Annotated in this window: 26 protein-coding genes; 20 read left to right on the top strand and 6 right to left on the bottom strand. The window is 36.7% G+C overall.

Annotated elements, in window-relative coordinates:
• The first annotated feature begins 55 nt into the window (after positions 1–55).
• The 3 genes from IGK70_RS05410 (at position 56) to IGK70_RS05420 (ending at position 2,872) form a co-directional block, all read left to right on the top strand.
• Entirely contained in the window at positions 56–862 is an 807-nt protein-coding gene (locus tag IGK70_RS05410) for an MBL fold metallo-hydrolase (RefSeq protein WP_002357943.1), read from the top strand.
• A gap of 210 nt (positions 863–1,072) precedes the next feature.
• Positions 1,073–1,987: a permease gene (locus IGK70_RS05415; protein ID WP_002379342.1), complete on the top strand. Its 915-nt coding sequence runs from the start codon at positions 1,073–1,075 to the stop codon at positions 1,985–1,987.
• An 18-nt stretch (positions 1,988–2,005) separates the two neighbouring features.
• Positions 2,006–2,872 carry a TIGR03943 family putative permease subunit gene (locus IGK70_RS05420; protein WP_220421744.1) on the top strand — a complete coding sequence of 289 codons (867 nt, stop codon included), beginning with the start codon at positions 2,006–2,008 and terminating at the stop codon, positions 2,870–2,872.
• Positions 2,873–2,923: 51 nt separating this feature from the next.
• Here IGK70_RS05420 and IGK70_RS05425 read toward each other — a convergent pair whose 3' ends face one another.
• Both IGK70_RS05425 and IGK70_RS05430 read right to left on the bottom strand, forming a co-directional pair.
• Positions 2,924–3,424: a threonine/serine exporter family protein gene (locus tag IGK70_RS05425; RefSeq protein ID WP_002382172.1), complete on the bottom strand. Its 501-nt coding sequence runs from the start codon at positions 3,422–3,424 to the stop codon at positions 2,924–2,926.
• Positions 3,425–3,429: 5 nt separating this feature from the next.
• Positions 3,430–4,182: a threonine/serine exporter family protein gene (locus tag IGK70_RS05430; RefSeq protein ID WP_002357938.1), complete on the bottom strand. Its 753-nt coding sequence runs from the start codon at positions 4,180–4,182 to the stop codon at positions 3,430–3,432.
• A gap of 435 nt (positions 4,183–4,617) precedes the next feature.
• Here IGK70_RS05430 and ireB point away from each other — a divergent pair, with 435 nt between their 5' ends.
• The 4 genes from ireB (at position 4,618) to IGK70_RS05450 (ending at position 6,998) form a co-directional block, all read left to right on the top strand.
• Positions 4,618–4,887 carry a regulatory phosphoprotein IreB gene (gene ireB / locus IGK70_RS05435; protein ID WP_002357937.1) on the top strand — a complete coding sequence of 90 codons (270 nt, stop codon included), beginning with the start codon at positions 4,618–4,620 and terminating at the stop codon, positions 4,885–4,887.
• Positions 4,884–5,306 (top strand): Holliday junction resolvase RuvX, encoded by a 423-nt coding sequence (gene ruvX, locus IGK70_RS05440; RefSeq protein ID WP_002357936.1) that lies wholly within the window; start codon positions 4,884–4,886, stop codon positions 5,304–5,306. The genes ireB and ruvX overlap by 4 nt, the downstream gene beginning before the upstream one ends.
• A 37-nt stretch (positions 5,307–5,343) precedes the next feature.
• Positions 5,344–5,649, top strand: a complete 306-nt coding sequence (locus tag IGK70_RS05445; RefSeq protein ID WP_002357933.1) for a DUF1292 domain-containing protein — start codon at positions 5,344–5,346, stop codon at positions 5,647–5,649.
• Between the two features lie 500 nt (positions 5,650–6,149).
• Positions 6,150–6,998, top strand: a complete 849-nt coding sequence (locus IGK70_RS05450) for a helix-turn-helix domain-containing protein (RefSeq protein WP_220421745.1) — start codon at positions 6,150–6,152, stop codon at positions 6,996–6,998.
• 72 nt (positions 6,999–7,070) lie between these two features.
• Here the strand turns inward: IGK70_RS05450 and IGK70_RS05455 are convergent, their stop codons facing one another.
• Together IGK70_RS05455 and IGK70_RS05460 are read right to left on the bottom strand one after the other, a co-directional pair.
• Positions 7,071–8,240: an NAD(P)-dependent malic enzyme gene (locus IGK70_RS05455; RefSeq protein WP_104855675.1), complete on the bottom strand. Its 1,170-nt coding sequence runs from the start codon at positions 8,238–8,240 to the stop codon at positions 7,071–7,073.
• Between the two features lie 31 nt (positions 8,241–8,271).
• On the bottom strand, positions 8,272–9,597 hold the full coding sequence (locus IGK70_RS05460; RefSeq protein WP_220421747.1) for a 2-hydroxycarboxylate transporter family protein: 1,326 nt from the start codon (positions 9,595–9,597) through the stop codon (positions 8,272–8,274).
• A 147-nt stretch (positions 9,598–9,744) separates the two neighbouring features.
• Here IGK70_RS05460 and IGK70_RS05465 point away from each other — a divergent pair, with 147 nt between their 5' ends.
• From IGK70_RS05465 to IGK70_RS05475, 3 genes are all read left to right on the top strand, one after another.
• On the top strand, positions 9,745–11,295 hold the full coding sequence (locus IGK70_RS05465) for a Spo0B domain-containing protein (protein ID WP_048949595.1): 1,551 nt from the start codon (positions 9,745–9,747) through the stop codon (positions 11,293–11,295).
• Positions 11,276–11,968 carry a response regulator gene (locus IGK70_RS05470; RefSeq protein ID WP_104855673.1) on the top strand — a complete coding sequence of 231 codons (693 nt, stop codon included), beginning with the start codon at positions 11,276–11,278 and terminating at the stop codon, positions 11,966–11,968. Before IGK70_RS05465 ends, IGK70_RS05470 begins: the two co-directional genes overlap by 20 nt.
• Before the next feature lie 184 nt (positions 11,969–12,152).
• Positions 12,153–13,496, top strand: a complete 1,344-nt coding sequence (locus tag IGK70_RS05475; RefSeq protein ID WP_002357926.1) for an NADH peroxidase — start codon at positions 12,153–12,155, stop codon at positions 13,494–13,496.
• A 52-nt stretch (positions 13,497–13,548) separates the two neighbouring features.
• On the opposite strand, the gene IGK70_RS05480 is transcribed toward IGK70_RS05475, so the two are convergent.
• The gene (locus IGK70_RS05480) at positions 13,549–14,460 is read right to left on the bottom strand and encodes an LCP family glycopolymer transferase (RefSeq protein WP_002404487.1); all 912 of its coding nucleotides are present in this window, start codon (positions 14,458–14,460) and stop codon (positions 13,549–13,551) included.
• Positions 14,461–14,737: 277 nt separating this feature from the next.
• Here IGK70_RS05480 and alsS point away from each other — a divergent pair, with 277 nt between their 5' ends.
• The 3 genes from alsS (at position 14,738) to IGK70_RS05495 (ending at position 18,346) form a co-directional block, all read left to right on the top strand.
• Entirely contained in the window at positions 14,738–16,390 is a 1,653-nt protein-coding gene (gene alsS / locus IGK70_RS05485; protein ID WP_104855672.1) for an acetolactate synthase AlsS, read from the top strand.
• An 11-nt stretch (positions 16,391–16,401) separates the two neighbouring features.
• Positions 16,402–17,106 (top strand): acetolactate decarboxylase, encoded by a 705-nt coding sequence (gene budA, locus IGK70_RS05490; RefSeq protein WP_002407114.1) that lies wholly within the window; start codon positions 16,402–16,404, stop codon positions 17,104–17,106.
• A gap of 157 nt (positions 17,107–17,263) precedes the next feature.
• Entirely contained in the window at positions 17,264–18,346 is a 1,083-nt protein-coding gene (locus IGK70_RS05495) for a PA2928 family protein (protein WP_002357921.1), read from the top strand.
• 113 nt (positions 18,347–18,459) lie between these two features.
• Here IGK70_RS05495 and IGK70_RS05500 read toward each other — a convergent pair whose 3' ends face one another.
• The gene (locus tag IGK70_RS05500) at positions 18,460–19,221 is read right to left on the bottom strand and encodes a WxL domain-containing protein (protein ID WP_438775191.1); all 762 of its coding nucleotides are present in this window, start codon (positions 19,219–19,221) and stop codon (positions 18,460–18,462) included.
• Between the two features lie 230 nt (positions 19,222–19,451).
• Between IGK70_RS05500 and IGK70_RS05505 the strand changes: the two genes are divergently transcribed.
• The 7 genes from IGK70_RS05505 (at position 19,452) to IGK70_RS05535 (ending at position 26,891) form a co-directional block, all read left to right on the top strand.
• Positions 19,452–19,832, top strand: a complete 381-nt coding sequence (locus IGK70_RS05505; protein WP_002392180.1) for a hypothetical protein — start codon at positions 19,452–19,454, stop codon at positions 19,830–19,832.
• Between the two features lie 208 nt (positions 19,833–20,040).
• Positions 20,041–20,877 (top strand): ABC transporter permease, encoded by an 837-nt coding sequence (locus IGK70_RS05510; protein WP_002382189.1) that lies wholly within the window; start codon positions 20,041–20,043, stop codon positions 20,875–20,877.
• Positions 20,870–21,649: an ABC transporter permease gene (locus IGK70_RS05515; RefSeq protein ID WP_002357916.1), complete on the top strand. Its 780-nt coding sequence runs from the start codon at positions 20,870–20,872 to the stop codon at positions 21,647–21,649. Before IGK70_RS05510 ends, IGK70_RS05515 begins: the two co-directional genes overlap by 8 nt.
• A 38-nt stretch (positions 21,650–21,687) precedes the next feature.
• Entirely contained in the window at positions 21,688–22,728 is a 1,041-nt protein-coding gene (locus IGK70_RS05520; protein WP_002382190.1) for an ABC transporter ATP-binding protein, read from the top strand.
• A 26-nt stretch (positions 22,729–22,754) separates the two neighbouring features.
• Complete coding sequence (locus tag IGK70_RS05525; protein WP_002410748.1) at positions 22,755–23,819, top strand: ABC transporter substrate-binding protein; 1,065 nt, start codon at positions 22,755–22,757, stop codon at positions 23,817–23,819.
• Positions 23,795–25,579 carry an adenine deaminase gene (locus IGK70_RS05530; protein WP_162783001.1) on the top strand — a complete coding sequence of 595 codons (1,785 nt, stop codon included), beginning with the start codon at positions 23,795–23,797 and terminating at the stop codon, positions 25,577–25,579. Before IGK70_RS05525 ends, IGK70_RS05530 begins: the two co-directional genes overlap by 25 nt.
• Positions 25,563–26,891, top strand: coding sequence for an amidohydrolase (locus IGK70_RS05535; RefSeq protein ID WP_104855670.1), 1,329 nt, complete (start codon positions 25,563–25,565; stop codon positions 26,889–26,891). The genes IGK70_RS05530 and IGK70_RS05535 overlap by 17 nt, the downstream gene beginning before the upstream one ends.
• Positions 26,892–26,981 lie beyond the last annotated feature (90 nt).

Here is a 26,981-nt window from a genome sequence, read left to right on the forward strand (position 1 = left end):
GTCCGTTGTATAATGAAACACGTTAATGTTGTAATGTAGAAGGGAAGAGTTTTAAATGGATTCAGAGTTTGCTTTTAATATCAGTGTTCTTGCCAGTGGCAGTACAGGCAATTCCCTTTTTATTGAAACCAACCAAAAGAAAGTATTAGTAGATGCGGGTTTAAGTGGCAAAAAAATCACTTCACTGTTAGCAGAAGTCAATCGCAAACCAGAGGATTTAGATGCGATTTTAGTTACACATGAACATCGGGATCACATTCACGGCGTTGGCGTGTTAGCGCGAAAATATAAGTTAGATGTCTATGCCAATGAAAAAACGTGGCAAGCGATGGATCCCATGATTGGCAAAGTCGATGTCGCTCAAAAACATATTTTTGAAATGGGCAAAGTTTTGACCTTGGGAGATATGGACATTGAAAGTTTTGGTGTCTCACATGATGCGATTGCGCCTCAATTTTATCGTTTTCATCGCAATAATCGTTCCTTTGTTGTTCTAACGGATACAGGTTATTGTAGCGATCATATTCGTGGCACGATTGAAAACGCAGATGCTTATTTAGTCGAAAGCAATCATGAAATTGAAATTTTGCGAGCAGGACCTTATCCATGGAGTCTTAAACAACGGATTTTAGGAGATAAAGGCCATCTATCCAATGATGATGGTGCTCTTGTGATGGCGGATGTGTTAGGTGATAAAACAAAACGCATTTATTTAGGCCATCTTAGCAAAGAAAATAATACGAAACTTCATGCGCGAATGGCAATGGAGTCTACTTTGAAGCAAAAGGATTTAGGCGTCGGTGAAGCATTTAAGGTATATGATACAGACCCCGATTCAGCCTCAGAGTTATTTCAAATTTAGAATAATGGTGGTTTATCAGTTTTTGAGCGTGGAGCAAAAATCCAAAGTGATTTTTGTCCCATGCTCATTTTTTGTTCTTTTATCCAGCTGGTTTGACAGAGACATCGGTGATAATACTTTTAAACTCTTAGTTAATTTTTTGACAAATACTTGTGTTTGTCTGGTGTTAGGAGTATAGTTAACTAGATTTTTACTAGTGGGAGGTCTATAATGTTTCAATTTTTACCAAACTCTGTTTTACAGATGAGCACTATTTTTCTTTCGATTATTATCGAAGCATTGCCTTTTGTCATGTTAGGTTGCTTGATTTCAGGCGCTTTACATGTTTTTTTAACACCAGAACGAGTAAAAAAAGTGTTACCTAAAAATAAATTTTTATCAATTTGTGTAGGGAGTTTCCTAGGGTTTTTCTTCCCTTCTTGTGAATGTGGGATCGTACCCATTGTGCATCAATTTGTTAAAAAAGATGTACCAACACATACCGCTTTTGCTTTTATGTTAACGGCACCAATCATTAATCCAATTGTGCTATTCTCAACATACGTAGCCTTTAGTGGCGCAACAAAATTTGTGATTTGGCGAGTTTTAGGCAGTATGATTGTCGCGTGGGTTATCGGCATTTGGTTAGCTTATTTTCGAAAAGAATCAATTTTAACAGAAAAAGAGTTGGCGCAGATTAAAGAAGAGCAGGTTGCTCATACGCATGAACACGTTGATGAAGTTCGTTCATTTTGGAAAAACGGCTGGTCAGCGTTAACCCATAGTATTGATGAATTTTTTGATACGGGTCGGTATTTAATTTTTGGTTCTTTGTTAGCAGCAATCATGCAAACCTATATTCCAACTGGTGCGCTTATGCAATTGGGCCATTCAAAGATTTTAGCGATTCTAGTCATGCTAGTCATCGCTGCCACTCTATCACTTTGTTCAGAAGCAGATGCATTTATTGGTTCTTCTCTTTTGAGTTTGTTTGGAACAGGACCAATTGTCGCCTTCTTGGTTTTTGGTCCAATGGTAGATATTAAAAATTTATTGATGATGAAACGTTATTTTAAAATGTCATTCATTGTACAATTTGTTTTGATAGTGGCGCTTGTCGTAACTATTTATGCGGCAGTAGTTTAGAAAGGAGGCCTACAATCGATGATACGATTTATTATTTTAATTGGATATATGGGGTTGATGATGTATCTTCAAATTTCAGGTGAACTGAACCAATATATCAATATTCATTATAATTACTTAGCTGTTTTATCAATGGTTTTAGCTTTTATTATGGCGATTGTCCAATTGATTTTGTGGAACCAAGCAGATCCATCAATGCAAAAAAAACATGAAGACATGCACCAACATGGGGGACATGAACATCATGGCCATCAGCATAATTTGGAAAAAACCAGCCAAAGAGGGCTTGCCTATTTACTACTTTCTTTACCGTTGATTGTTGGCTTATTATTTCCGACAGTTAGTTTAGACACAACAATCGTTGAAGCAAAAGGCTTTAACTTTCCAGTAAGTAAAGAATCAGTAGGGGATCCTGATATGAAAACGCAATATTTGAAACCTGATACAAGTATGTATTTCAATAAGACGGATTATGACAAACAGATGGCAAAAGCCATGAAACAATATGATGGCCAATCTGTGATTTCAATTACGGATGAAAACTATTTGGAAATTATGGAATTAATCTATAATTATCCAAGTCAATTTGCAGGGAAAAGGATTTCTTATAAAGGCTTTGTCTATAATTCAAAACGAGAAGAAAGTGTTGACCAATTTGTCTTCCGTTTTGGGATTATTCATTGTGTCGCTGATTCTGGCGTTTTTGGCTTGTTGGTTCATTTTCCTGAACATACGCAATTTCAAAACAATGATTGGGTAACGATTACCGGAACCGTTGAGTTGTCCTATTATCCACCGTTTAAACGACAAATACCAACTGTGCAAGTGGAGAAAGTCAAAGCAGATCAAGCACCAAAAAATCAATATGTCTATCGTTCCTTTTAAAAAAAGTTGGTTGCTTCCTTATCAAATGGAAGCAACCAACTTTTTTGCTATCTATTTTTTAATTTTGTTGCGCTTACGACGAATAAAACCCAAAGATTCTCTTTTTTCCCGAAAGCTGCGGATATTCTGATTGAAAACCTCAGAAGCGACTAAGCCTAACGCAATTGCCCCAGCAATCATTACAGCTTGCACGGTAAAATAGGCGCCTTTTTCATAATTGCCAATTACGATATTCCGAACAGCTTGATAAGCTAAGCCACCAGGTACCAATGGAACAATACCAGGAATATTAAAAATCGTGACAGGCATTTTCAATATTTTTGAGAATAGGTAGCTTACTGCCGCAACACCGACAGCACCGATGAGGGAACCTAATGCCGCATTCCCACTAAAAACTTCAACGATTACCCAATAAAGCATCCAGCTCACACTACCAGTTAGACCACAAGCCACCAGTGATCGTCGAGGAACATTAATAATAATCGCAAACGCCGCAGAAGCTAAAAAACTAAAGATAAATTGTACCAAAACGATTCCTAGCAAGTAAGTCACTCCTTTTAATAGAAAAGTTGAAAGACAAAAGCAATGCCAAAACCAATCATTCCTGAAGTCATTAATGCTTCAGTCCCACGAGAAACACCCGATAAGTAGTGTCCGGCTAGCAAATCGCGAAGAGCATTGGTAATTTGCACACCAGGCACTAAAGGCATGACACAACCAATGATGATTAAATCTTGTGATTGTCCGAGTCCCAATTTGACTGAAAGGATAGCGGCTGCACCAATGAACAGCGAAGCTAAAAATTCAGATAAAAATTTAATCTTGAGAAACTTTAAACTAAAATAATAAAGACTATAGCCGCAACCACCAATCAGAAAAGTCAAGAATAAATCGGACCAGACGCCACCAAAAAGAATCATAATCGTAGCGCTGACAACGGCCGCACTAACAATGCGTGCGCTAATTGGAAAATGGCGGTGTTCACTATCAATCACTTTTAGTTTATTCAGTAATTCCTCTAAAGAAAAATCACCAGCCACATAAGCACGAGACAGCTGATTCACACGAGAGATTTTTTCTAAATCAATGCCACGTTTCATTACTTGAACCATACGAATCGTGGAGGTTCCATCTATGCCAACAAATAGCCCAGTTTGTGTCACATAGCTAACCATTCGATAGTTGCCAGAAGCAAGCGCAATCCGGCTCATTGTATCTTCAACACGGTACATTTCTGCATCGCTTTCTATCATAATTTTACCAGCTAACAAACAGGTTTCTAAAAGTAAATCCAAATGAGCAGGAGTCATTGAGCAAGCCTCACTTTATGTATTTTCTTCTAGTGTACTACAAACGAACCAAAAAGAGGAAATAAATAACAGCTGCAATCGAAAATTTACATCGTAAACAGATTGTTAGCGAATTGTAACATTAAAAGGCTGATATTATTTAATCATAGGTATTTAAAAGTTTTCAAAAGAAAAACGTCGATTTTTTCGCAAAATGAATTGAAGGGAAAGGTGATATTCTGGCGATTTAGCAGAGCTTTATTCTTGTTTTATAAAGTTGTGTATTTGTTTTTATAATTTTAAAATTATCGATGGCTGTCATTTTTTTACGAAGCCTTTATTAATAAAAGACTAAGAAATAACAAAAAAGAGAGAAGGAGAAGAAATTTTGTTTGTAGTTTCGGTTCTTTTCTAGTAAAATGAAATTGTATAAAAGTAGAAGTGAGGTGTAGTAAAATGGGTTTTACAGACGAAACAGTACGCTTTGATTTTGATGATAATCGAAAAAAAGCAATCAGTGAAACGTTAGAAACCGTATATCGGGCATTAGAAGAAAAGGGATACAATCCTATTAACCAAATAGTAGGGTATTTACTTTCTGGGGACCCGGCTTACATTCCTCGTTATCAAGATGCTCGAAACTTAATTCGTCGTCATGAACGTGATGAAATCATGGAAGAATTAACCAAATATTACTTAGCGAACCACGGAATCGATATCAAATGAGGATCATGGGGCTAGATGTAGGTTCACGGACAGTCGGTGTGGCTGTTAGTGATTTATTAGGTTGGACAGCGCAAGGCATCGAAATTATTCGCATCAATGAAGAGGAAGAGAACTTCGGCTTTGAGCGATTAGGTGAATTGGTGAAAGAATACGAAGTCACGAAATTTGTCGTAGGTTTACCGAAAAACATGAATAATTCCATCGGTCCTAGAGCTGAAGCATCTATGGCATATGGTGATAAGATTCAAGAATTATTTCAATTACCTGTTGACTATCAAGATGAACGATTAACAACTGTCCAAGCAGAGCGTTTCTTGGTGGAGCAAGCAGATGCTTCAAGAGCCAAAAGAAAAAAAGTCATTGATAAACTAGCGGCAGTAATGATTCTACAAAATTATTTAGATGCACATAGCCGATAATTATCGAGCTTTGAATACATCAAGGGAGAGAAGAAGAATGACAGAACACAACCACGATCATGATCACGAAGGACATGAACACATTACTTTAGTAGACGAACAAGGAAATGAAACATTATACGAGATTTTACTAACTGTTGACGGTCAAGAAGAATTCGGTAAAAATTATGTTTTATTATATCCAGCAGGAATTCCTGAGGATGAAGATGTTGAATTGCAAGCTTACTCATATGTGGAAAACGCAGAAGGTACAGAAGGCGATTTACAGCAAATTGAAACAGACGCTGAATGGGATATGATTGAAGAAGTTTTCAATACATTCATGGCTGAAGAAGAAGAGTAAAACTGTAACGAGAGAAGCGCTACTTCTCCTATTGAGAAGTAGCTTTCTTAATAATAATTGTTATAATGTACATGTTGTTTCTATCATAAGATACTATCACTATCATTGAGTGTGGTGGATAAAGAAGGACAGCATTGTCTAGTTTTACAAGATGTTGTAAAAACGTAACATCCTTGTAATGACGTTAATTTGGTAACTATCTAGCATAATTTATAATTTGTGTTATAATAAGTGTGTGGTTTCAGAAATACTGTTAATTTTATAATATTAAATAAAAAAATGGCTCCACCTACTGGCATAGGTAGAGCCGTCAGAAATTCAGTTAAACAAACACGTAATTATTGGTGTGGTGCATTGCCACGAACTGAAATTCCAGTTAATAAAGCAAGTAAATCAAACATATATTTCACCTCCTTTATTATGATAGCTTCATTATAACATTATCTGTAAAATGATGGTATGTTTAATACAAAAAAAATAGAAAGATTGGAGTTTTGACTGTGAGAGTAGCGGGAGAAAAAATCAAAACAGCGCGTAAAAAGAAAAAATTATCGCAAGCTGAATTGGCAAAAGGAATTTGTACACAAGCAACAATTAGTAACATTGAAAACAAAAATGTGTGTGACAGTTTAGACATTTTCTCATCTGTATGTCTACGTTTAGACTTACAAGTGGAAGAATGTATCGAAGGTTCTAGTGAGAAAAAACTCGAAAGCTTATTAAATAAAGTAGAAGAATTATGCTTTTACTTTAAGCACGATGAAGCCTATGATCTGTTGAAAGACTATCCAGATGATATCGAAAGTTCAAACAGAATTTTAGAAACAAAATTTTTCTATTATAAAGGAATTACGAGTTTATTAGGTAAGAAAAATAATAGCGAAGCATTGTTCTATTTACATCGTGGTTCTGAAATTAGTCGTGATATTAATATTTATAATATTTTGAGTATGAATGCGATCGGTATTTTATATGAATTAGAAGATGATATTGAAAAAGCAAAAGTTTATTACGATAAATCTTTACAATTGCTAAGCGAATTCAAATTAGATTATCCATTAGAGCAATGCCGTATTTATTATAATATCGCAAAATTCTATTCATTAATTAAAGACTATGCAAAGAGTATTGAATTAAGTGATAAAGGAATCGAAATTAATCGGACGCACAGTTCTATTTACTCTTTAGATTGCTTATTATACGAAAAAGCGTTTAATAAACAAATGCTAGGACTAGATGCTGTTGAAGATTATCGTATTGCGTACTACTTTACACGTTTCTTTGAAAATAAAAAATTACTTACTTATATTGAAAAAGATATGCAAGAGTTTAATATCAGTTTTAAATAATAAATTATTGTTTCAGATTTTAAAAAGAACAACCTAACTCAAGAGGAGTTAGGTTGTTCCTTTTTTCTCTTTTTAATTTGTTTCTTTGACAGCGTTACGGACGCTTTCGGAGACGACTTTTGCGACTCCTTCTTGGAATGGATCGGGAATAATATTAGTCGGCGTGAGTTCATTATCGGGAATCAATTTTGCAATACCTTTGGCAGCGGCAATTTGCATTTCAATCGTAATCTTTTTCGCCCGAGCATCTAAGGCACCACGGAAGATACCAGGGAAGGCTAACACATTATTAATTTGATTCGGAAAGTCACTACGACCAGTTCCGACAATATAAGCGCCTGCCGCTAAAGCTTCATCAGGAAAAATTTCAGGAACTGGGTTAGCCATTGCAAAAATAACTGGCTGCTCATTCATCTGTTGAATCCACTCAGGTTTTAAAACACCTGGTGCCGAAACACCAACAAAGACATCAGCGCCTTCAAGAGCAGTAGCTAAATCACCGGTACGGTGTTCCCGATTGGTTAGCTTCGCAATTTCTGCGTGGTGTGGTGGCAGAGCTGTATCTGTTTCGCTCAGAATCCCTGCACGGTCAACAATGATAATATGTTTTACACCAGCAGCTAAAAATTTTCTTGTGATCGAAAGACCAGCGGAGCCACCGCCGTTGATTACCACATGAATGTCCTCTATTTTCTTGTTGATTAATTTTAAGCTGTTGTACAAAGCCGCTAGAACAACAATCGCTGTCCCGTGTTGATCATCATGGAAAACGGGAATATCTAGTTCATCGATTAAACGCTGTTCAATTTCAAAACAACGAGGAGCGCTGATATCTTCCAAGTTAATCCCCCCAAAGGTTGGAGCCAAAAATTTCACTGTTTGGATGATTTCTTCAGTATCTTGTGTATCTAAAACAAGGGGAATCGAATCCACACCAGCAAAGCGTTTAAACAATGCAGCTTTTCCTTCCATGACAGGCATCGCTGCTTCAGGACCAATGTTACCTAAACCTAAAACTGCTGAACCATCACTGATAACGGCGACGGTGTTTTTCTTTGTTGTTAATTCGTAAGCGCGTTCTTTTTTTTCATATATGGCAGAAGAAACAGCCGCAACACCTGGTGTGTAGGCAATTCCTAAATCTGCTTTTGTTTCAATCGGAACTTTAGGACAGACTTCTAATTTTCCCCCAAATTTTTTTGCTTGCTCAATCGCTAATTCTTTTACATCTTTTGTTGACATATCATTTTCCTCCTAAATAATTCACTTATAGTTAAAAAAGCATTCTAAAAATAGCAGTCATTGTTATTACTGTAATGGCACCGCCTAAACGTGTCGCAACTTGTGCAAACGGCATTAAGTTCATTCGATTGGCTGTACTTAAAATAGCCACATCGCCAGTCCCACCCATACCACTCTGGCAAGCGGAGACAATGGCAGCCTCAACAGGATTCATATTCATGAAGCGTGAAACGAAAAATCCTGTAGCAATAACAGTGAAAACGACACTAATTACCACAACAAAATATTGCCAGCTAAGCATTCCTACGACATCTTTTAAAGGAATATATAACATACCTAAGCCGACCATTAACGGGAACGTAAAATTGCCAGAGATAAATTTATAAAGCTGTTTTGATCCGCGTTGGGTTTCTTTCGGTACTACGTTTAAGTATTTTAAAAAGGCTGCGACAACAATCATCAAAACAGGACCAGGAAAGCCTGTTAAGTGTTGCAATAAACCGCCTGTAATAAATAAGGTACACGCAATTAAAACACCAGCGCCCATTAATTTTACATCAATTGGTGCTTTGTCTTCTTCTAAAGCATCACTTAAATCATCTGAATTAGTAATTTTAATCAACTGACCTTGTCCAGAAAGTTCAGGGCGTTTTTCTCCTAAACGACTAAGTAAACCAGAACACATGATAGCAAAAAAATTACCAATAATGGTTGCGGGAATTAATTGCCCCACTAATTGTTCACTTGGCAATCCGGTAATGGCGCTATAACCAAGGGATAAAGGAAGAATACCTTCACCGATTCCACCAGCTAAAACAGGAGTGACGATATAGAAAAGGCTATGTTTCCAACCGAGGCCTAACAGCGTTCCAACAAAGGTTCCAACGCCCATTGCTAAAATCATTCCTAATGCCATCGGGACAATCATGCGCATTAAACCTTGGACTAAAATTTTGCGGTTCATTCCAAGGATACTTCCACAAACTAAACAAGCAATATAGAAATAGAGAAAGTTTGCTTGTTTCATTAAAATATCTGTTGAGTCTAAGACATTCTGGTTGAGTAAATTGAAAAAGACCATAATTGATGGTACTAATAAAGATAAAATTGCAGGACTGCCAAAATGTTTCAAAATAGGAATATTTCCACCAATTGTTCCAAGTAACCAACCCATTGTTAAAATTACGGCAAAACCACCTAACATATTGACTGGTAGTTGTTCTAATAGAGCCGTAACAAGAATAATGCTAGCTGTTACAAGATAAACAGGTAACGTAACCGAACCAATCATCGTTTTGGTTAATTTGTTGCGCCAATCTGTTTCGTTAGCAGCTGTTGCGTGCAATTTCTTTTCCATGCTATTTCCTCCTATAACTTTAATCTATATTCATCATAATGTAAACGTTTTCTGTAGAGTAGATTATTTAATTAATTTAACTAAAGAAAAGTTTTTTAACCAAATCTTCCTATGCTATACTTTATTTGAAGAGAAAAGAGGGATGGAATGAAGCGTGGCGGGAAATTATGGTGCTTCTTATCAGTGATTTTTATTGCAACATTAATTATTATGATTACTTTCTTTTACGGAGTAACGACGGTCCAAACAATTAAAGAAGTTCGTAAAAACCAAGAGCAAGCACTTTTAGCCGTCGGGGAACAGTTGGCTATTGAACCGAATGTTATTGAAGCCTTAAAGAATGATCACTATTCAGATGAATTGGAAGCGTATACGGTTCGTTTAGGTGAAATCCATCAGTTGGATTTTATCGTGATTATGAATATGCAGGGGATTCGTTTAACACATCCTGATCGCCAAAAAATAGGTAAGCATTTTGAAGGTGGCGATGAAGTGCGAGCATTAAAAGGGGAGGAACATTTGTCTGTTAGTCAAGGGAGTTTAGGAGAATCATTACGAGGTTTTGTCCCAGTCTATGATCAAGGAAAACAAATTGGGGTTGTGGCAATGGGCATTAAAATGACCTCGCTTTCACAATTGATTGAACGAACAAAAAATGATTACACAGTGAGTGTCCTTTTAAGTGTTGGTTTTGGCTTTATATTAGCCATCGTGGTTTCTTATTATTTAAAAAAACAACTTCACGATTTAGAACCAAGAGAAATTGCTCGTCTATTAGAAGAGCGAAACGCCATGCTTGAGGAAACGAAAGACGCAATCCTTGTGATTGATACCGATCAAAATATTTTATTAGCAAATATTGAGGCGACTAAAATGTATCATAATATAACAAATAGTGAAGAAAATTTACTAGGAAAGAAACTTTCAGCATTGGTTTTATCTCCTGAAAAATTAATCGTACATTCAAAAACAGAGCAATTCTATCGTCAAAATGGCCAGGATTATTTCGTCTCAATCGCCCCGATTAATGTCCGTAAAAAAACAATTGGGCATGTTATCTTTCTGAAAAATGCGACGGAAACGTTTATTGTCGCAGAACAGCTTGTCAGCACAACAACATATGCTTCGGCATTACAAAGTCAATCACACGAATTTATGAATAAGATGCATGTCATTTATGGCTTAGTCGATTTAGAAGATTATGAGGCGCTAAAACATTATCTAGCCGATTTATTGAAACCAGAAAAGGAATTTGCACAGCGCTTAGCTATTTTGGTTAGGAATCCTATTCTAGCAGGTTTTTTAAGTGGGGAAAGAATCAAGTTTGCAGAAATTAAAACACAATTAGCTATTGAAATTTATCCAGAAATTCCACCAAATAAACGAGATGAAGATACGCAAAATTTGATTGCTATCTACCGTTATATTCATCGTTTCCTGATGGAACAACCGTTACCAGAAGAGATCATTGAAACCATTGATTATCAGCCAGGAAGTTTGACGACGACTTATTCGTTTGCTTATCCAAAAGAACAACTGGAACGCTTTGAGCAAGAGTTTTTCACTTCTTATTTGGCAAGATTATTAGAGAATGCGGAAGCGACATTGACTTGGGAAAACCAACAAAACAATTGGCTTGTCCTTCGCATAAATGTTCATTACGAAGGAGCAGAGGAAAATGAACCTATTGATTATTGAAGACGATCCTATGGTTGCATATATACATCAAAAATATCTTGAAAAATTAATTCACCAACCGACTATTTTTACGGTTGCAACAATTGCTGAAGGTCTACAATTAACGAAAGAAAAACAACCAGCACTTGTTTTATTAGACGTTCATTTGAAAGATGGCAACGGCTTGACCTATCTGGCAACAATTAGAGATGAAAAAATTGACACAGAAGTCATCCTGATTACGGCTGCCAACGAGTTGGAAAACGTTAAACGAAGCTTACATTTAGGCGTTTTAGACTATTTAGTTAAACCCTTCTCTTTTGAACGATTTCAACAAAGTATCGAAAACTATCAGAAAAAAGCTGCTCAATTCACGCTGGAAACGAAGGAGCTTTCGCAAACAAAAGTGGACCAATTGTTTCATTCTTCACAGACAAACGCACGTAAAAATGAACAAGATATTCAAAACCTATCCTTAGAAAAAGGACTAACACAAGCAACATTACAATTATTGTTAAAAAAAATAGACGAATTTACTGACTATTTTACGATTCAAGAATTATCAGAAGCGAGTCAGCTTTCACATGTTTCTGTTCGCAAATATGTGTTGTTTCTAGAAAAAAATAACCTTTTAGAAAGTAAAAATAGCTATTTAAAAGTGGGGCGTCCCTATCAATCGTATCGGAGAATTTAGTATTTTTTATTTTTTAGTAAATAAAAAAGTAATTGAAAAGTGGTGAAATACAGAGGATACTCCTTTTTATTCTCATTTAAAGAACTTAATTGAGAATGGAAAAGAGGATATTATTTGTTATTTTTTGAGAATATATGATATTCTTTATTATGTAAGAAATAATATTATATGGGAGGAACGAGCGATGAAAGTTATTGTTTTAGGATCATCACATGGAGGTTATGAAGCGGTAGAGGAATTACTAAATCTTCATCCTGATGCAGAAATTCAATGGTATGAGAAAGGTGATTTTATCTCATTCTTGTCTTGTGGCATGCAGTTGTACCTAGAAGGAAAAGTGAAAGATGTTAATTCTGTTCGCTATATGACTGGCGAAAAAATGGAGAGCCGTGGTGTAAATGTCTTTTCTAATACTGAAATTACAGCGATTCAACCAAAAGAACATCAAGTGACAGTGAAAGATTTAGTGTCAGGTGAAGAACGTGTTGAAAATTATGATAAATTAATCATCAGTCCCGGAGCTGTCCCATTTGAATTAGATATTCCAGGTAAAGATTTGGATAATATTTACTTGATGCGTGGTCGTCAATGGGCCATTAAATTAAAACAAAAAACAGTAGATCCAGAAGTCAATAATGTGGTTGTGATTGGTAGTGGTTATATTGGGATTGAAGCTGCCGAAGCATTTGCAAAAGCCGGCAAAAAGGTTACTGTTATTGACATTTTAGATCGTCCATTAGGGGTATATCTAGATAAAGAATTTACAGATGTTTTAACAGAAGAGATGGAAGCTAATAATATTACCATTGCAACTGGTGAAACAGTTGAACGTTACGAAGGCGACGGTCGTGTGCAAAAAGTCGTTACAGATAAAAATGCGTACGATGCTGATTTGGTCGTTGTAGCGGTTGGTGTCCGTCCAAACACTGCTTGGTTAAAAGGTACCTTAGAATTACATCCGAATGGCCTAATCAAGACGGATGAATACATGCGGACAAGTGAGCCAGATGTATTTGCAGTAGGGGATGCTACGTTAATTAAATACAATCCTGCAGACACAGAAGTAAATATTGCCTTAGCAACGAATGCTCGTAAACAAGGTCGCTTTGCTGTGAAAAACCTAGAGGAACCAGTTAAACCTTTCCCTGGTGTTCAAGGATCTTCTGGCTTGGCCGTCTTTGATTATAAATTTGCTTCAACAGGGATTAACGAAGTCATGGCTCAAAAATTAGGAAAAGAAACAAAAGCGGTGACAGTAGTAGAAGACTACTTGATGGACTTTAATCCAGACAAACAAAAAGCTTGGTTTAAATTAGTGTATGATCCTGAAACAACACAAATTTTAGGCGCTCAATTAATGTCAAAAGCAGATTTAACTGCAAACATTAATGCTATTTCATTAGCGATTCAAGCCAAAATGACAATTGAAGACTTAGCCTATGCGGATTTCTTCTTCCAACCAGCGTTTGACAAACCTTGGAATATTATTAATACAGCGGCTTTAGAAGCGGTAAAACAAGAACGTTAATAGAAGAGAAAATAAAACCCATGAGTATTTATAGTACTCGTGGGTTTTATTTTTATTTTGTATTCAATTGATTTTTCAACTCTTGTTGGACACGATTTAATTCTTGTTCATCCACACGTTGGTAGGAAACACCATCTTGCATAAAACCAGTACCTTGAAGTTGGTCTTGTTTCACTTTACCAAAGGCACTGCGATAGTCTAAGGCAATTTTTTTCATGTCATCAAAACTTAAATCTGTCTTCATATTATCAGAAACAGCTGTTAAAATTTCTTGATAGTTGCTTACGCTGTTAAGACTTAAGACTTTTTGGACGATGCCTTCAATCACTTTTCTTTGACGTTCTTGGCGGCCGTAGTCACCATTAGGATCTTCGTAACGCATTCTTGAATAGGAGAGTGCTTGTTCACCATCCAATGAAATTTTACCAATCGTAAAATCATATCCGTCTTGAGAAAAAGTCAGATTATTGTTCACTTCGATTCCGCCAACCGCGTTGACTAATTCTTTTAAACCAGCCATATTAATTGAAACATAATGATTAATAGGTATATTTAAATAGTTTTCAACTGTGTCCATTGCTAAAGATGCGCCACCAAAAGCATAGGCGTGATTCAATTTATCTTGTTTTCCTTGACCTGGAATATCAACATAGGTATCGCGAGCAAGACTGACTAAGGTTGTTTGCTTGTCACGAGGATTAACTGTTGCAACAATTGTTGTATCCGAACGACCTTGCTCGACACGCCCATCATCGCCTGTATCAATCCCTAATAATAAAACAGAAAAAGGCTCCTTATTGTTTAAATTGACCTGACTTTTTTTAGATCGTTCTACTGTTTCATAGGTTTTATCCATTGATTTAGAAACATCCCAATAAAGTTTTGCTCCCATTCCAACAACTGCAAGAAATAGAACCAAGATAATCCCAAAGATAATGGCAAAAATTTTCTTCCCTTTTGACATATTTTTCCTCCAATAATTTATCACAGGTTGTGATTTTTTTCTTATAGGTTAATTTTACTAATTTTTAGTGAAGAAGTATATAATAATTGTTGAAAGACTATAAAACTTTAAGGTATTTTGCATTATTTTTGCTTAATCTTTTGAAATATCCCAATTCTATTAAAATATGCGAATTAGTATATTACACGTTTTCAAGGTGTTTCATTGTTGATTAATTAGAATTTTAGTGGTATTTTTGTATTTGTAATTAGTACAGATTTTAATTGGAGGTATAACAGTGAGTAAAAAAGGATCAGATATCATAGTAGAAAGTTTAATCAATCACGAAGTGCCCTATATTTTTGGGATTCCCGGTGCAAAAATTGATGGGGTTTTTGATGCATTAGTTGACAAAGGCCCAGAATTAATTTTAGCTCGACATGAACAAAATGCAGCCTTTATGGCACAAGGGATTGGTCGTTTGACGGGAGAGCCTGGCTTAGTTATTGCAACTAGTGGACCTGGTGCCAGCAATTTAGCAACTGGGTTAGTAACTGCGACTGCAGAAGGGGACCCTGTTTTAGCATTGGCTGGACAAGTGAAACGGTCCGATTTGTCAAAATTAACTCACCAAAGCATGAATAATGCTGCATTATTTAGTCCAATAACAAAATTCAGTACAGAAATTCAAGATCCAGAAACATTATCTGAAAATATTGCCAATGCTTACCGTATCGCCAAAACAGCGAAAAAAGGTGCAACATTCTTATCGATCCCACAAGATGTCACAGATAGTCCGGTGACAGGCGAAGCAATTAAGCCTTTGTCAGCTCCGAAACTGGGCCATGCATCAGCAGAAACAATCGCAGCTTTAGCTGAACGAATCAAGCAAGCGAAATTACCTGTTTTACTTTTAGGAATGCGGGCCTCTGCACGAAAAGTTACCGCAGCCATTCGTGAATTGGTTGCTATAACTGGTTTGCCAGTCGTGGAAACGTTCCAAGGAGCAGGAATTATTTCAAAAGAATTAGAAGAACATTTCTTTGGGCGTGTTGGTTTATTTCGAAACCAACCTGGGGATCGTTTGTTAAAAAGAAGTGATTTAGTGATTGCGATTGGTTATGACCCAATTGAATATGAGGCACGTAATTGGAACGCAGAAAAAGATGCGCGCGTTATTGTTATTGATGAAGTTCAAATGGAAATTGATCAATATATGCAACCGGAAGAAGAGCTAATTGGTGATATGTCTAAAAATATTTTGAAATTATCAGAAGTATTTAGTGAACCAATATTAACAGAAGATGCGCAAGATTATTTAGAAACGCTTCAAGAAAAATTAACGATTAAAGAAGTAAAAACAAGTACAATTGAAAATCGATTACATCCATTAGAAATTGTTCAAACGCTTCAAGAAAAAACCACGAATGAAATGACAGTTACTGTTGACGTAGGGAGTCACTACATTTGGATGGCTCGCCACTTTAGAAGTTATGAACCGCGTCATTTATTATTTAGTAACGGTATGCAAACATTAGGTGTCGCTTTGCCTTGGGCAATCTCGGCTGCGCTGGTTCGTCCGAATACACAAATTATCTCTGTTTCTGGGGACGGCGGTTTCCTATTTTCGGCGCAAGAATTAGAAACAGCGGTTCGTTTAAAGCAAAATATCGTGCATATTATTTGGAATGATGGTAGTTATGATATGGTTAAATTCCAAGAAGAAATGAAATATAATCGATCCTCTGGCGTAGATTTTGGTCCAGTTGATTTTGTGAAGTATGCTGAAGCTTTTGGAGCCAAAGGGGTTCGAGTTCATTCACAAGCAGAATTTGCCGCAGCTTTAGAAGAAGGAATGCAAACAGAAGGCCCAGTGATTATTGATGTTCCTGTGGATTATTCAGATAATCAAGAATTAGGTAAAACATTGTTACCAGATCAACTTTATTAGGAGATGGAAAAATGAGCGAACAATATGTTTATCAACATGGTACGCTAGGCGGTTTAATGGAAAGTTTGATGGCAGGAACGGCAGAAATTGGTACGTTACTCACGCAAGGTGATTTTGGAATTGGGACATTAGAAGGATCAAATGGCGAAATTATTTTATTGGACGGTACATTGTATCATGCAAATCAAACTGGCGAAATTACTATTCTAGAAGGCGAAGAATTAACGCCATATGCCGCAGTTACTCGTTTTCAAGAAGATGGCGCATTCCCTGTATCAACGGAAACCGATGAAAATATTAAAGCACAAATTTTAGAAAAAATTAGTCCTAATTTTTTTGCGGCAATTAAAATTAGCGGTCTTTTTGCGAAGATGCATGTCCGTGTGGCACCTAAACAAGAAAAACCGTATCCACCATTTGTAGAAGCCGCACGCAATCAACCTGAATTTACGGCGGAGAATATTCAGGGAACAATTGTAGGGTTCTTTACACCTAAATTATTTCATGGTGCCTCTGCCGCAGGGTTTCATTTGCACTTTATCAGTGAGGATCACCAATTTGGTGGGCACATTCTTGATTTTGGCATTAAACAAGGGACTGTTTCGTGGATGGAAACAGCAGAATTGCGACAGCATTTTCCAGTTCATGATGCTGATTATCGGAATAAAGAAATTGATATTGCAAAAGCTTTGTCCGCAATTGAAGAAGCGGAATAACTGAATAACAAGGCACATTTCTCCACGCCCATTCAAGTTGACTAACTAGGTCAACTTGAATGGGCTTATTGCTGTTCGTCGCTTTTTGTTGTTATTTTTCAAAAAAAAATAGTATCCTTTTTATAATAAGCAAATAACAATTGGAAAGGATGGCGTAATGGACACACTTTATAGAAGTTGGCAATTGTCTGGTTGGCTCTATCATGATATTTTTGTTATCATTGTAGCAATTATTTTTATAGTAATTAGTGGTATTTTGGTTATTTCCTTAATAAGAAGGCGGAGTACAAGGAGACTGGTTCCCTATGCGTTAATTTTATTGGTTTATCTTGCAGTGGTACATTTTGCTGGTTTAATCTTTTTCGGAATGTTTCGTTCAGTAACGATTGAAGAGAAAAGTGCGACGTTTTATTCTGAAAAAACGAAAGGCTTAACTTCAATCGAGCGAATGATTATTCCAAATGGACGAACGAATGGCATTAGCACCAGTAACTCATTGTTCCAAGTGATTTCTGTTAATAGTCAGACGGGCGAACGAATGTGGAGTAAACGTTTAGGTTGGCGTGATTATTTAATTGGTCAAACAGATCAATATGTGGTTTTGAATAATGCTGATAACGAGGCCATTTACTTACTAGATACAAAAACAGGGAAAAAACAGTTTTCTGAAGCAGATTTAGTGAAGAAATTCCCTGAATTAAAAGACTATTTAAGCTCTGATTTCGTTGATTATCGTTTTATGGATAATCGCTATCTCTATATTTATGGATTAAACAATCGATATTATCAATTAGATTTGAAAAATTGGCAGTTAAAACAAGACCCAACTTTCAAAGAAGTCTTTCAAACACAAGAAGCGCCTAAATGGACGGTAGATTCAAATGAGAGTCAAATTGGTCAAGAGCTGTCATCGGAAGAGCGTACAACAGTGCAAGGAAAACTAGAAGAGCAACTAATAGCACCAGTTTTATTAGGCAAGAAAGATGAAGCAAATTATTATGTTCTGTCATACAAGAAAAGACAAAGTAATCAAGCGATAGTTGGCTTATACAATTGGCAGAAAAAAACATACGAGTGGCAAACACCGTTGCTTTTAACTAAAGAAAATGTACCTATTGAAGCTTTTCAAGTAGAGGATGCGTTATTCATTAAAGTCCCGCGTTATTTATACAAAATTAACCTGAATAATGGTAATCAAGAGTATCAGTTTGATTACCGTTGGGGCCAAGTGATTCGTTAAACGAAAAGTGGTAAAGCATGCTTAGACAAATAGAAGGAGCAAATAGTCCTTATGATATAAAAAAACGCTTAGAAGAGTAGTGATTCCGCTAGTTTTCTAAGAGTTTTTTTATTTTATGCAGGTCCAGAGATTAAATTCCAGATAATCGAACCTGTATATGCGCCAGGAAATAATTGTGAAACAGGGGTTTGGATTGCAAGAGAAATATCGGTCATGCGGCCGCTCCACATTCCTTGTCCTTTTCTATCACCAGCGTTACTCATTAAAGTCGCACCGTTACCGATAATAATTGGGTTGGTCGGGAAGTCGGGTGCAGCAGGATCTTCTGAAAAATCCAGTCCATACATTGTATTTGTCATAAAGAAACGCCTTAACGTTTTGTCATAGCGAGCATAGCTGCCTGTTAATTGAAACGTAATGATGCCTAGTAAAGAATGAGCTTCGTTTCGCATGTGTGGGATTTCAGCAGTGACATGCCAACCAGTTAAGGCTCCGCGAACATCCCCCATCCCGAAGTGTCTCATTGTATGAGTATTGCCTTCAGAAGGTCGTATAGGAACTGCCGTTAAATCACCAGAAATCGCTTGGGTTTCAAAAGTAAATTCTTTCGGAATAAAGAGCAAGTCAAAACTAGTGTTAGGATTTTCTAAATCAGGATCAATGGCATCGTCAACCGATTCATCACCAGGCAGCCCTCCAAGTTCTAGTTCAACTGAAACAGGCGTTTTTCCAGAACGGGTGGCAAAAGAAACCGATGGGTCAAAACTAAAGAGACTGAATACTAGCAACAAGGCTGTAAGTGATTGATAAGTGAGTAGATTTTTTTGCTTCAAGAAAGTTCCTCCTTTAGGTGCTGATAATATAAGTATACGCAAAAGGAGCTGTTTTTATTTATCAGTAATTTACAGGGAATTCGAAAATATTGAGACAGATAGTGTTTAATATTAGTAGAGAAAGATGAGTCGACAATTTTTACTTGTTGATTCTGTCTTTTTTGAGCACAATTCGTTATATCAAGCATGCTAAAATATAAAAGAAATCATCAAGTATCACTAATCAAAATGGAGAGGAGGAGAAAACTTTGAGTAAGTGTTTGGGGTTGTTGATGATTTTATTTGTATTATCTGGCTGTTCAGGAAGTAGGAATTCGCAACAGGAAGTCGTCATAGAAAAGTCTGCTAATAATGACAAAGCAAGACAATTTGTTGATCAAAAAAATCCGCATTTAGGAACGCAATTAGAAGCAGAATCTTATACTAAACAGGAAGCGATTGAATTTTTACAAAATGGTTTAGGGATACCAACGAATGACTCGGCGTTTCATTATACGTTTAAGCAGTCAAATAAAGGAAGTTATGTTGTTCAAATTATATCTGAAAAGAATAGTGTCTCAAAAGAGAATGAATTGTTCGGATATTATCAGGTGTATCAAGATGGTATTATAGTGAAAATGATGGAAAAGGATCAAACGTTCCAAGAAAATTAAGTGATAAATAAAAAAGTTGACAAAAAACACAAACAGTTTTGTTTGTGTTTTTTTTGTTTAATGTTCGTGTTTTATTTTTTAATAACCTTTTTCGAAAAAATATACGAACGTTCGGGTTTAAAAACGAACAAAAAGATGAAAATGTGTTGAAATATACGTTTTCCTTGCGTATACTGATGAAGTGAAAAAACGAACGAGGAGTGTACGAATGAACAAGAAAGTTCCTTATTTAATTGTGGCACCGGGGCTAGTACTATTATTATTTTTCTTAATGATTCCATTAATTACTAGCATTTTGCCAACCATTTTTACTGATCATGGCTTGACACTAAATCAGTATGTTACTTTTTTTAAAGATGACTATAATGTTTCAATTTTCTGGCGAACGATAAGAGTTTCGTTAATTGTGACGGGTATTTCAATCGTGTTGGGCATTCCAACGGCATACTTTATTGCTGGGGTTTCCAAAAAATGGCGTGGGTTTTTAATGGCTATGACCTTGTTTCCACTATTAACCAATTCAGTTATTCGAAGTTTTGCTTGGATTAACATTTTAGGAAAAAACGGTGTAGTGAATACGTTGTTATTAAAAACAGGCTTAATTGAGCAACCGCTGAATTTATTGTATACAGAATTTGCAATTATTATCGGTTCAGTGTATTTATTTTTACCAACAATGATTATGACCTTAGTTGGGGTTATGGAAAACATTGAAGGAGAAATGCTAGAAGCGGCTGAGACGCTAGGCGCCAATCCAATGACGGCTTTTCGGAAAATTGTTTTACCTTTATCAATTCCAGGCACCATCGTAGGAAGTATATTAGTGTTTACAGGAACTTTAACGGCTTATACGACGCCACAGCTGTTAGGTGGTAACCAAAAAATGATGATGTCGACCTTCTTATATCAAAAGGCTAATACTTTAGGTGATTGGCAATCGGCGAGTGTTCTTGCATTTATTATGATTTTAACAACATTAATTGTGATGAAAGGCCTAGACATGGTCGCTAAGAAAGTAGATCGGAGAGAAGCAAATCATGCGTAAGCAAAAAGGACTATCTGTTATTGCAATTCTAGTTTTTCTGTTTTTATTTTTACCATTATGTTTGATTGTGGTGACTTCTTTTGGAACAGCCGCAGCGATTCAATTTCCGATTAAAGGATTTACTTTAGATTGGTACGCCAAAGCATTACAATCGGAAACGTTTATGGACAGTTTTAAGTTAAGCTTGTTGATTGGGGTATTAGCGACTGTTTTAGCATTAATAGTAGGGATTCCGGCTTCCTATGCGCTGGCACGTTATTCCGTTCGCGGGCGCAACTTTATTAAAAGCTTTTTCTTATCCCCAACTGTGATTCCAGGAATTGTGGTCGGGTATACGTTATTTCAATATATTGTTATTAAATTAGGTTTGCCTGTCTTTCAAGGATTATTAATGGGGCATTTTTTAATTAGTTTGCCTTATATTATTCGAGTGGTTGGGTCAAGTATGGAACAACTAGATTATTCAATGGAAGAAGTAGCTTGGACATTAGGTTGTACAAGATTGCGAGCTTTCATTCAAATTGTTTTACCCAATGTGTCTTCGGGAATTTTTGCAGCCTTTATGTTAGCATTTGTCAATTCGTTTAACAATGTTCCTGTATCGATGTTTTTATCAGGTCCCGGTGTGACGATGCTGCCTACTTCTTTATTAAGTTATATGGAATACAATTATGATCCAACTGTTTCAGCAATTTCTGTATTGTTGATGCTACTAACAATGGGCTTAATGTTTTTAATTGAAAAAACGTTGGGACTAGCTTCCATTGCCTAAAACATGGAAGAAGCACGAGATAGAAAGAGGAGAAAATTTTGACTTTTGTAGATTTAAAAGATATTCGCGTCAGCTATGACGGAAAACAAGATATTTTAAAAGATTTAAATATTTCAATGGAAAAAGGAGAGTTAGTTTCTTTATTAGGACCGAGTGGTTGTGGTAAAACGACTACGCTAAGAGTGATTGCTGGATTAATTAAGCCAAACGACGGACAGTTTTTCGTTGACCAAGAAGAACTAACAAAGGTTCCTGTCCATAAAAGAAACTTCGGGATGGTTTTTCAAAGCTATGCGTTATTTCCCCATTTAACGATTGCAGAAAATGTGGCTTTTGGGCTGAAATTACGCAAAGAAAGCAAACAAACCATGGACCAAAAAGTCGCGGAAATGCTAAAAGTATGTGGTTTAGAAAGCTTGGGAGACCGTTATCCAAAACAATTATCTGGTGGTCAAAGACAGCGGGTTGCGCTAGCACGGGCTCTGATTATCGAACCTAAACTATTACTACTAGATGAACCGTTGAGTAATTTAGATGCAAAATTACGTGTGGCAATGCGGATTGAAATCAAACGGATTCAACAACAATTAGGCATTACGACAGTTTTTGTCACACATGACCAAGAAGAGTGCTTTTCTATTTCAGATAAAGTGGCCATTATGAATAATGGCGTGATTGAACAATATGATTCACCAGAAACGATTTATCGTTTGCCTCGTACTAAGTTTGTTGCAGAATTTATCGGTTTTGAAAACTTTTTCTCTGTTGAAAAAATGGAAGCTGGTCATTATCGGACACAAACAGATCAAATAGTGAAAACGACTAATCCTGAACCAAATGTTACAACGACAGTGGCAACGATTCGTCCAGAGGACATCGAGATTGTTTCAGAAGCTGCTACTAATACTGTCGCAGGTACTGTCGCTGTCCGAACATTTTTAGGGAAAAGCTATCAATATGAAGTGGAAACAGCGTTAGGTACATTGCTGGTTAATGGAACAAGTGAACAGTTATATGAAACAAACGAAACCATTCACTTGGCTTTTCCAGCTGAGAAATTAGTTATTTTAGAAAAATAAAAACCATTTTGGAGGAAGATTAAAAAATGAAAAAACGCGTAATTTTAGGGACATTAGTCGCTGCAACGTTATTAATGACTGCTTGTGGAAACAGCGAAGCAACTACGAAAAGCGAGAGCAAAGGTGGAAGTAATGCTTTAGTCGTTTCAACTTTCGGATTAAGTGAAGATATTGTCAAAAAAGACATCATCGCTCCATTTGAAAAAGAGAATGAAGCGAAAGTTACCTTAGAAGTAGGCAATAGCGCAGACCGCTTTACGAAATTAAAAAATAATCCCAATTCGGGAATTGATGTCATTGAATTAGCACAAGCAAATGCAGCACAAGGTGGAAAAGAAGGGTTATTTGAAAAAATTACAGAAAAAGAAGTACCTAATTTAAGTCAGTTAACGCCGGGAGCAAAAGAGGTTTTTGAAAGTGGTGCTGGCGTACCAATCGCTGTAAACAGTATCGGGATTGTTTACAACAAAGAAAAATTAGGCAAAGAAATTAAGAACTGGGATGACTTATGGTCAGCTGATTTGAAAGGTAAAATTTCTGTTCCAGACGTTGCCACGACGGCAGGTCCTTTAATGTTGTACGTTGCTAGTGAACATGCTGGTCAAGATATTACAAAAGATAACGGGAAGGCCGCTTTTGAAGCGATGAAAGAATTAAAACCAAACGTTGTTAAAACGTATTCAAAATCGTCAGACTTAGCTAATATGTTCCAATCTGGTGAAATTGAAGCAGCTGTGGTTGCTGATTTTGCGGTTGATATTATTCAAGGCGCAGCAGAAAACGTGACGTATGTCGTCCCAGAAAGCGGCACGTATGCCAACTATAATACAGTCAATATTCCTAAAAAAGCACAAAACAAAGAAACCGCCTTTAAATTTGTTAACGCACGGATTAGTGAAGAATCACAAAAGGCCAAAGCGATTTCATTAAATGAAGGACCTACAAATCAACAAGTAACGCTAAGCGAAAAAGAAGCGAAAAATAAAACATATGGTGCCATTGCCGAACGTGCCAAAACAGTCGATTTTAATTTTATTAATAGTCAACTAGCGGATTGGATTGATCAATGGAATCGGACGATGAATCAATAGTTTTAGAAAAGAGGGACAAAATGAACGTCGATGTATTACTAAAAAATGTGTGGCTGTATCAAACAGTCACTCAAACATTCGTTCAACGAAATGTTGCGATTAAAAATGATAAATTTTATTACATTTATGAAGAAGAGAACGTCAATTTGCAGCCCAAAAAAACAATTAATGCCGAGAATCAATGGATGATTCCCGGCTTAATTGATGCACACATGCATATTGAAAGTTCCATGACGACACCTACTATTTTTTCCAAAGCAGTAGTGCGTTACGGTGTGACAACGGTGATTGCCGATGCCCATGAAATGGCTAACGTATTTGGCTTAGAAGGCTTAAAAGCTTTTATGGCCGCTGAAACAGAACTAGATATCTTTCACGCAATTCCTTCTTCGGTTCCTTCGACCACTCCCGAATTAGAAACAACTGGTGGGATTATCGGCTTAGCAGAAGTAGCAGAATTACTCAAAGAACCAAAAGTGATTTGTTTAGGGGAAGCCATGAATTTTAAAGGGATTTCCTATGAGCCAGATTCTTTAATTCGTCAAATTATCGATTTGTGTCAAAAACAACGACCAACCATGCCTTTAGAAGGCCACTGTCCTAAAATCGAAGATCAAGAGTTAGCAGATTTTCTATATAGTGGTATCACTTCAGATCATACCCATCAATTTCCTAAAACGTTAAAAGAAAAGATTGAAGCGGGCGTCTTTATTCAATTTCAAAATAAATCAATCACTCCTGAAAATATTCAGGTGATAGTAGACAATGACTTCTACAATTATGCAAGTATTATCACGGATGACGTGATGGCTGATGATTTGCTAAAAGGTCATCTAAATGAAAATGTCAAAAAAGCCGTTCATGCAGGATTGCCTATCGAAAAAGCCATTTATATGGTAACTTATACGCCGGCCAAACGAATGGGTCTCCATGATCGTGGCGAAATTGCACCTGGTAAAAAAGCTGACTTTTTGTTATTAAATGACTTAGAAAGTTTTGATATTAATACGGTTTATAAATCTGGAAAGGTCGTTTTTGAAAAAGGCGAGCCCTTCCATTATCCAGAAAAAATCGAAGAGTTTCCAGCCGCTTACCAACAAACCATCCAATGTAAAAAGTTAACAGAAGAAGATTTACTTTTAAAGGTGGCTACAACAAAAGAAACAGTTCGTTGTAATGTGATTCAAAAACAAGAAATTGGCACATTTACAGAGCGAATTACAAAAGAAATTCCTGTTGAAAATGGATTGTTGCAATGGCAAAAAGCCAACTGTGCCTTATTAATTGTGATGGAACGTTACGGAAAAAATGGCAATATTTCTTTTTCTTTAATGGATCAACCCCTTTCCGAGAAAGGAGCCATTGCGACAACCTGGGCCCATGATCATCATAATTTAATGGTGATGGGTAATACGATTGAGGATATTCTGTTAGCGCAGAATGAATTATTAGCGATGCAAGGCGGCTATTTGGTTGCTTCGGATCAGCAAGTTATGGCAACTTGTCCTTTACCAATTGGTGGGATTTTATCGCAAGCACCGATTGAACAATTAGGCGCTTCTTTACAAAAAGTCCGACAAGCTATGCAAGCGTTAGGCTATCAAAATATGAATGAAATCATGTCTTTTTCTACACTATCATTGCCTGTCTCGCCAGCCATTAAAGTGACAGATTTTGGGATGATGGATACGAAGTCACAACGTTTCTATCCATTAGTTTTTCCAGAGGATGGAGTTCTTTTGCATGAAAACACTCATTAAAAATGTGCATATACTAACAATGGATGAGCAATTTTCAGAAATCAAAGCCGGCTATTTAGTGATTGAAGAAGACACAATTGTGGAATTAGCACCAATGACCACACTTGATGAAAAGCGAATGGCTGCAAATCAAGTAATCGATGGTCAAAATGGAATTTTAATGCCTGGGATGATTAACACCCATACCCATGTAGGCATGATTCCGTTTCGTTCGTTAGGAGACGATGTGCCAGATCGACTCCGGCGTTTTCTTTTTCCATTAGAACAATTCATGACAAAAGAATTAGTAGGATGCAGTAGTGATTATGCAATTGCCGAAATGTTACTGAGTGGTATTACGAGCTTTTGTGATATGTATTATTTTGAAGATGAAATTGCTAAAAGTTGTAAAAAAATGAGTGTTCGTGCTTTGCTCGGAGAGACGATCATTGATATGCCCACTTGTGATAGTCCGGAACCTTCAGGCGGTCTTTTTTACGCGGAAACCTTTATTCGCAACTGGCAAGGACATCCGCTGATTACGCCTATGCTTGCGCCGCATGCACCGAATACCAACTCACCAGAAGTGTTGGCAAAAATTATTGAACTTAGTCGGCGATACCAAGTTCCTGTGACCATGCACGTTGCTGAAATGACTTATGAAATGGCTGAGTTTGAAAAAGCCTATCAAAAAACACCAATTGCTTTCTTAGAAGAACTGGGTTATTTGAGCGAGCCGTTTATTTTAGCGCATTGTATTTTGGCAACAGATGAAGATCTTGCGAGTTTAGCTGCTACTAATGGAAAAGCGCGTGTCGCTCATTGTATCGGTGCGAATACTAAATCAGCCAAAGGCGTAGCGCCGATTAAGCAAATGCTTGATCAAGGGATTATTGTCGGTTTAGGCACGGATGGACCTAGTAGTGGGAATACATTAGATTTATTCACCCAAATGCGCATGGTTGCGAATTTTCATAAGACAGCACACCAAGATCGCTCTTTGTTTCCTGCGAAAGAAATTGTTTATCTGGCAACGATGGGGGGCGCTAAAACGTTAGGCTTGGCGGAGCAAGTCGGTTCATTGGAAGTGGGCAAAAAAGCGGATATAACATTAATTGAAACGCAATCAGTTAATATGTTTCCGATTTTTGATGCCTATTCAGCGTTGGTTTATTCAGCAAGTGCTAGCAATGTTGAAGCCGTTTGGGTGAACGGTCAACAGTTAGTTGCCAATAAAGAATTACAACAAGCTAATCTCAAAGAAATCAAGGAAAAATTATATCAGGCCATGAATACGTTTGTGAAAGAAGCTAAAAAAAGAGCTGCTCTCTAAACAAAGCAAGTATGACGTATCGGATTGATTAAATAACGCTGGATTGACGTTTAGTGATTCAGGTTCTATAGAGCGCAGACAAACTTTTAA

The sequence above is a fragment of the Enterococcus sp. DIV0358 genome, assembly GCF_051713465.1.
GTDB lineage: Bacteria > Bacillota > Bacilli > Lactobacillales > Enterococcaceae > Enterococcus > Enterococcus faecalis.

What these genes read in the sequence shown, in the direction of transcription:
- IGK70_RS05420 (WP_220421744.1), top strand. Translation starts at nt 2,006, where the DNA reads ATGATACGATTTATTATTTTAATTGGATATATGGGGTTGATGATGTAT.
- IGK70_RS05465 (WP_048949595.1), top strand. Translation starts at nt 9,745, where the DNA reads ATGAAGCGTGGCGGGAAATTATGGTGCTTCTTATCAGTGATTTTTATT.
- IGK70_RS05460 (WP_220421747.1), bottom strand. Translation starts at nt 9,597, where the DNA reads ATGGAAAAGAAATTGCACGCAACAGCTGCTAACGAAACAGATTGGCGC.
- IGK70_RS05445 (WP_002357933.1), top strand. Translation starts at nt 5,344, where the DNA reads ATGACAGAACACAACCACGATCATGATCACGAAGGACATGAACACATT.
- IGK70_RS05470 (WP_104855673.1), top strand. Translation starts at nt 11,276, where the DNA reads ATGAACCTATTGATTATTGAAGACGATCCTATGGTTGCATATATACAT.
- ireB (WP_002357937.1), top strand. Translation starts at nt 4,618, where the DNA reads ATGGGTTTTACAGACGAAACAGTACGCTTTGATTTTGATGATAATCGA.
- IGK70_RS05480 (WP_002404487.1), bottom strand. Translation starts at nt 14,460, where the DNA reads ATGTCAAAAGGGAAGAAAATTTTTGCCATTATCTTTGGGATTATCTTG.
- IGK70_RS05475 (WP_002357926.1), top strand. Translation starts at nt 12,153, where the DNA reads ATGAAAGTTATTGTTTTAGGATCATCACATGGAGGTTATGAAGCGGTA.
- IGK70_RS05495 (WP_002357921.1), top strand. Translation starts at nt 17,264, where the DNA reads ATGGACACACTTTATAGAAGTTGGCAATTGTCTGGTTGGCTCTATCAT.
- ruvX (WP_002357936.1), top strand. Translation starts at nt 4,884, where the DNA reads ATGAGGATCATGGGGCTAGATGTAGGTTCACGGACAGTCGGTGTGGCT.
- IGK70_RS05430 (WP_002357938.1), bottom strand. Translation starts at nt 4,182, where the DNA reads ATGACTCCTGCTCATTTGGATTTACTTTTAGAAACCTGTTTGTTAGCT.
- IGK70_RS05455 (WP_104855675.1), bottom strand. Translation starts at nt 8,240, where the DNA reads ATGTCAACAAAAGATGTAAAAGAATTAGCGATTGAGCAAGCAAAAAAA.
- IGK70_RS05415 (WP_002379342.1), top strand. Translation starts at nt 1,073, where the DNA reads ATGTTTCAATTTTTACCAAACTCTGTTTTACAGATGAGCACTATTTTT.
- IGK70_RS05525 (WP_002410748.1), top strand. Translation starts at nt 22,755, where the DNA reads ATGAAAAAACGCGTAATTTTAGGGACATTAGTCGCTGCAACGTTATTA.
- IGK70_RS05535 (WP_104855670.1), top strand. Translation starts at nt 25,563, where the DNA reads ATGAAAACACTCATTAAAAATGTGCATATACTAACAATGGATGAGCAA.
- IGK70_RS05530 (WP_162783001.1), top strand. Translation starts at nt 23,795, where the DNA reads ATGGAATCGGACGATGAATCAATAGTTTTAGAAAAGAGGGACAAAATG.
- IGK70_RS05410 (WP_002357943.1), top strand. Translation starts at nt 56, where the DNA reads ATGGATTCAGAGTTTGCTTTTAATATCAGTGTTCTTGCCAGTGGCAGT.
- IGK70_RS05515 (WP_002357916.1), top strand. Translation starts at nt 20,870, where the DNA reads ATGCGTAAGCAAAAAGGACTATCTGTTATTGCAATTCTAGTTTTTCTG.
- IGK70_RS05505 (WP_002392180.1), top strand. Translation starts at nt 19,452, where the DNA reads ATGATTTTATTTGTATTATCTGGCTGTTCAGGAAGTAGGAATTCGCAA.
- budA (WP_002407114.1), top strand. Translation starts at nt 16,402, where the DNA reads ATGAGCGAACAATATGTTTATCAACATGGTACGCTAGGCGGTTTAATG.
- IGK70_RS05510 (WP_002382189.1), top strand. Translation starts at nt 20,041, where the DNA reads ATGAACAAGAAAGTTCCTTATTTAATTGTGGCACCGGGGCTAGTACTA.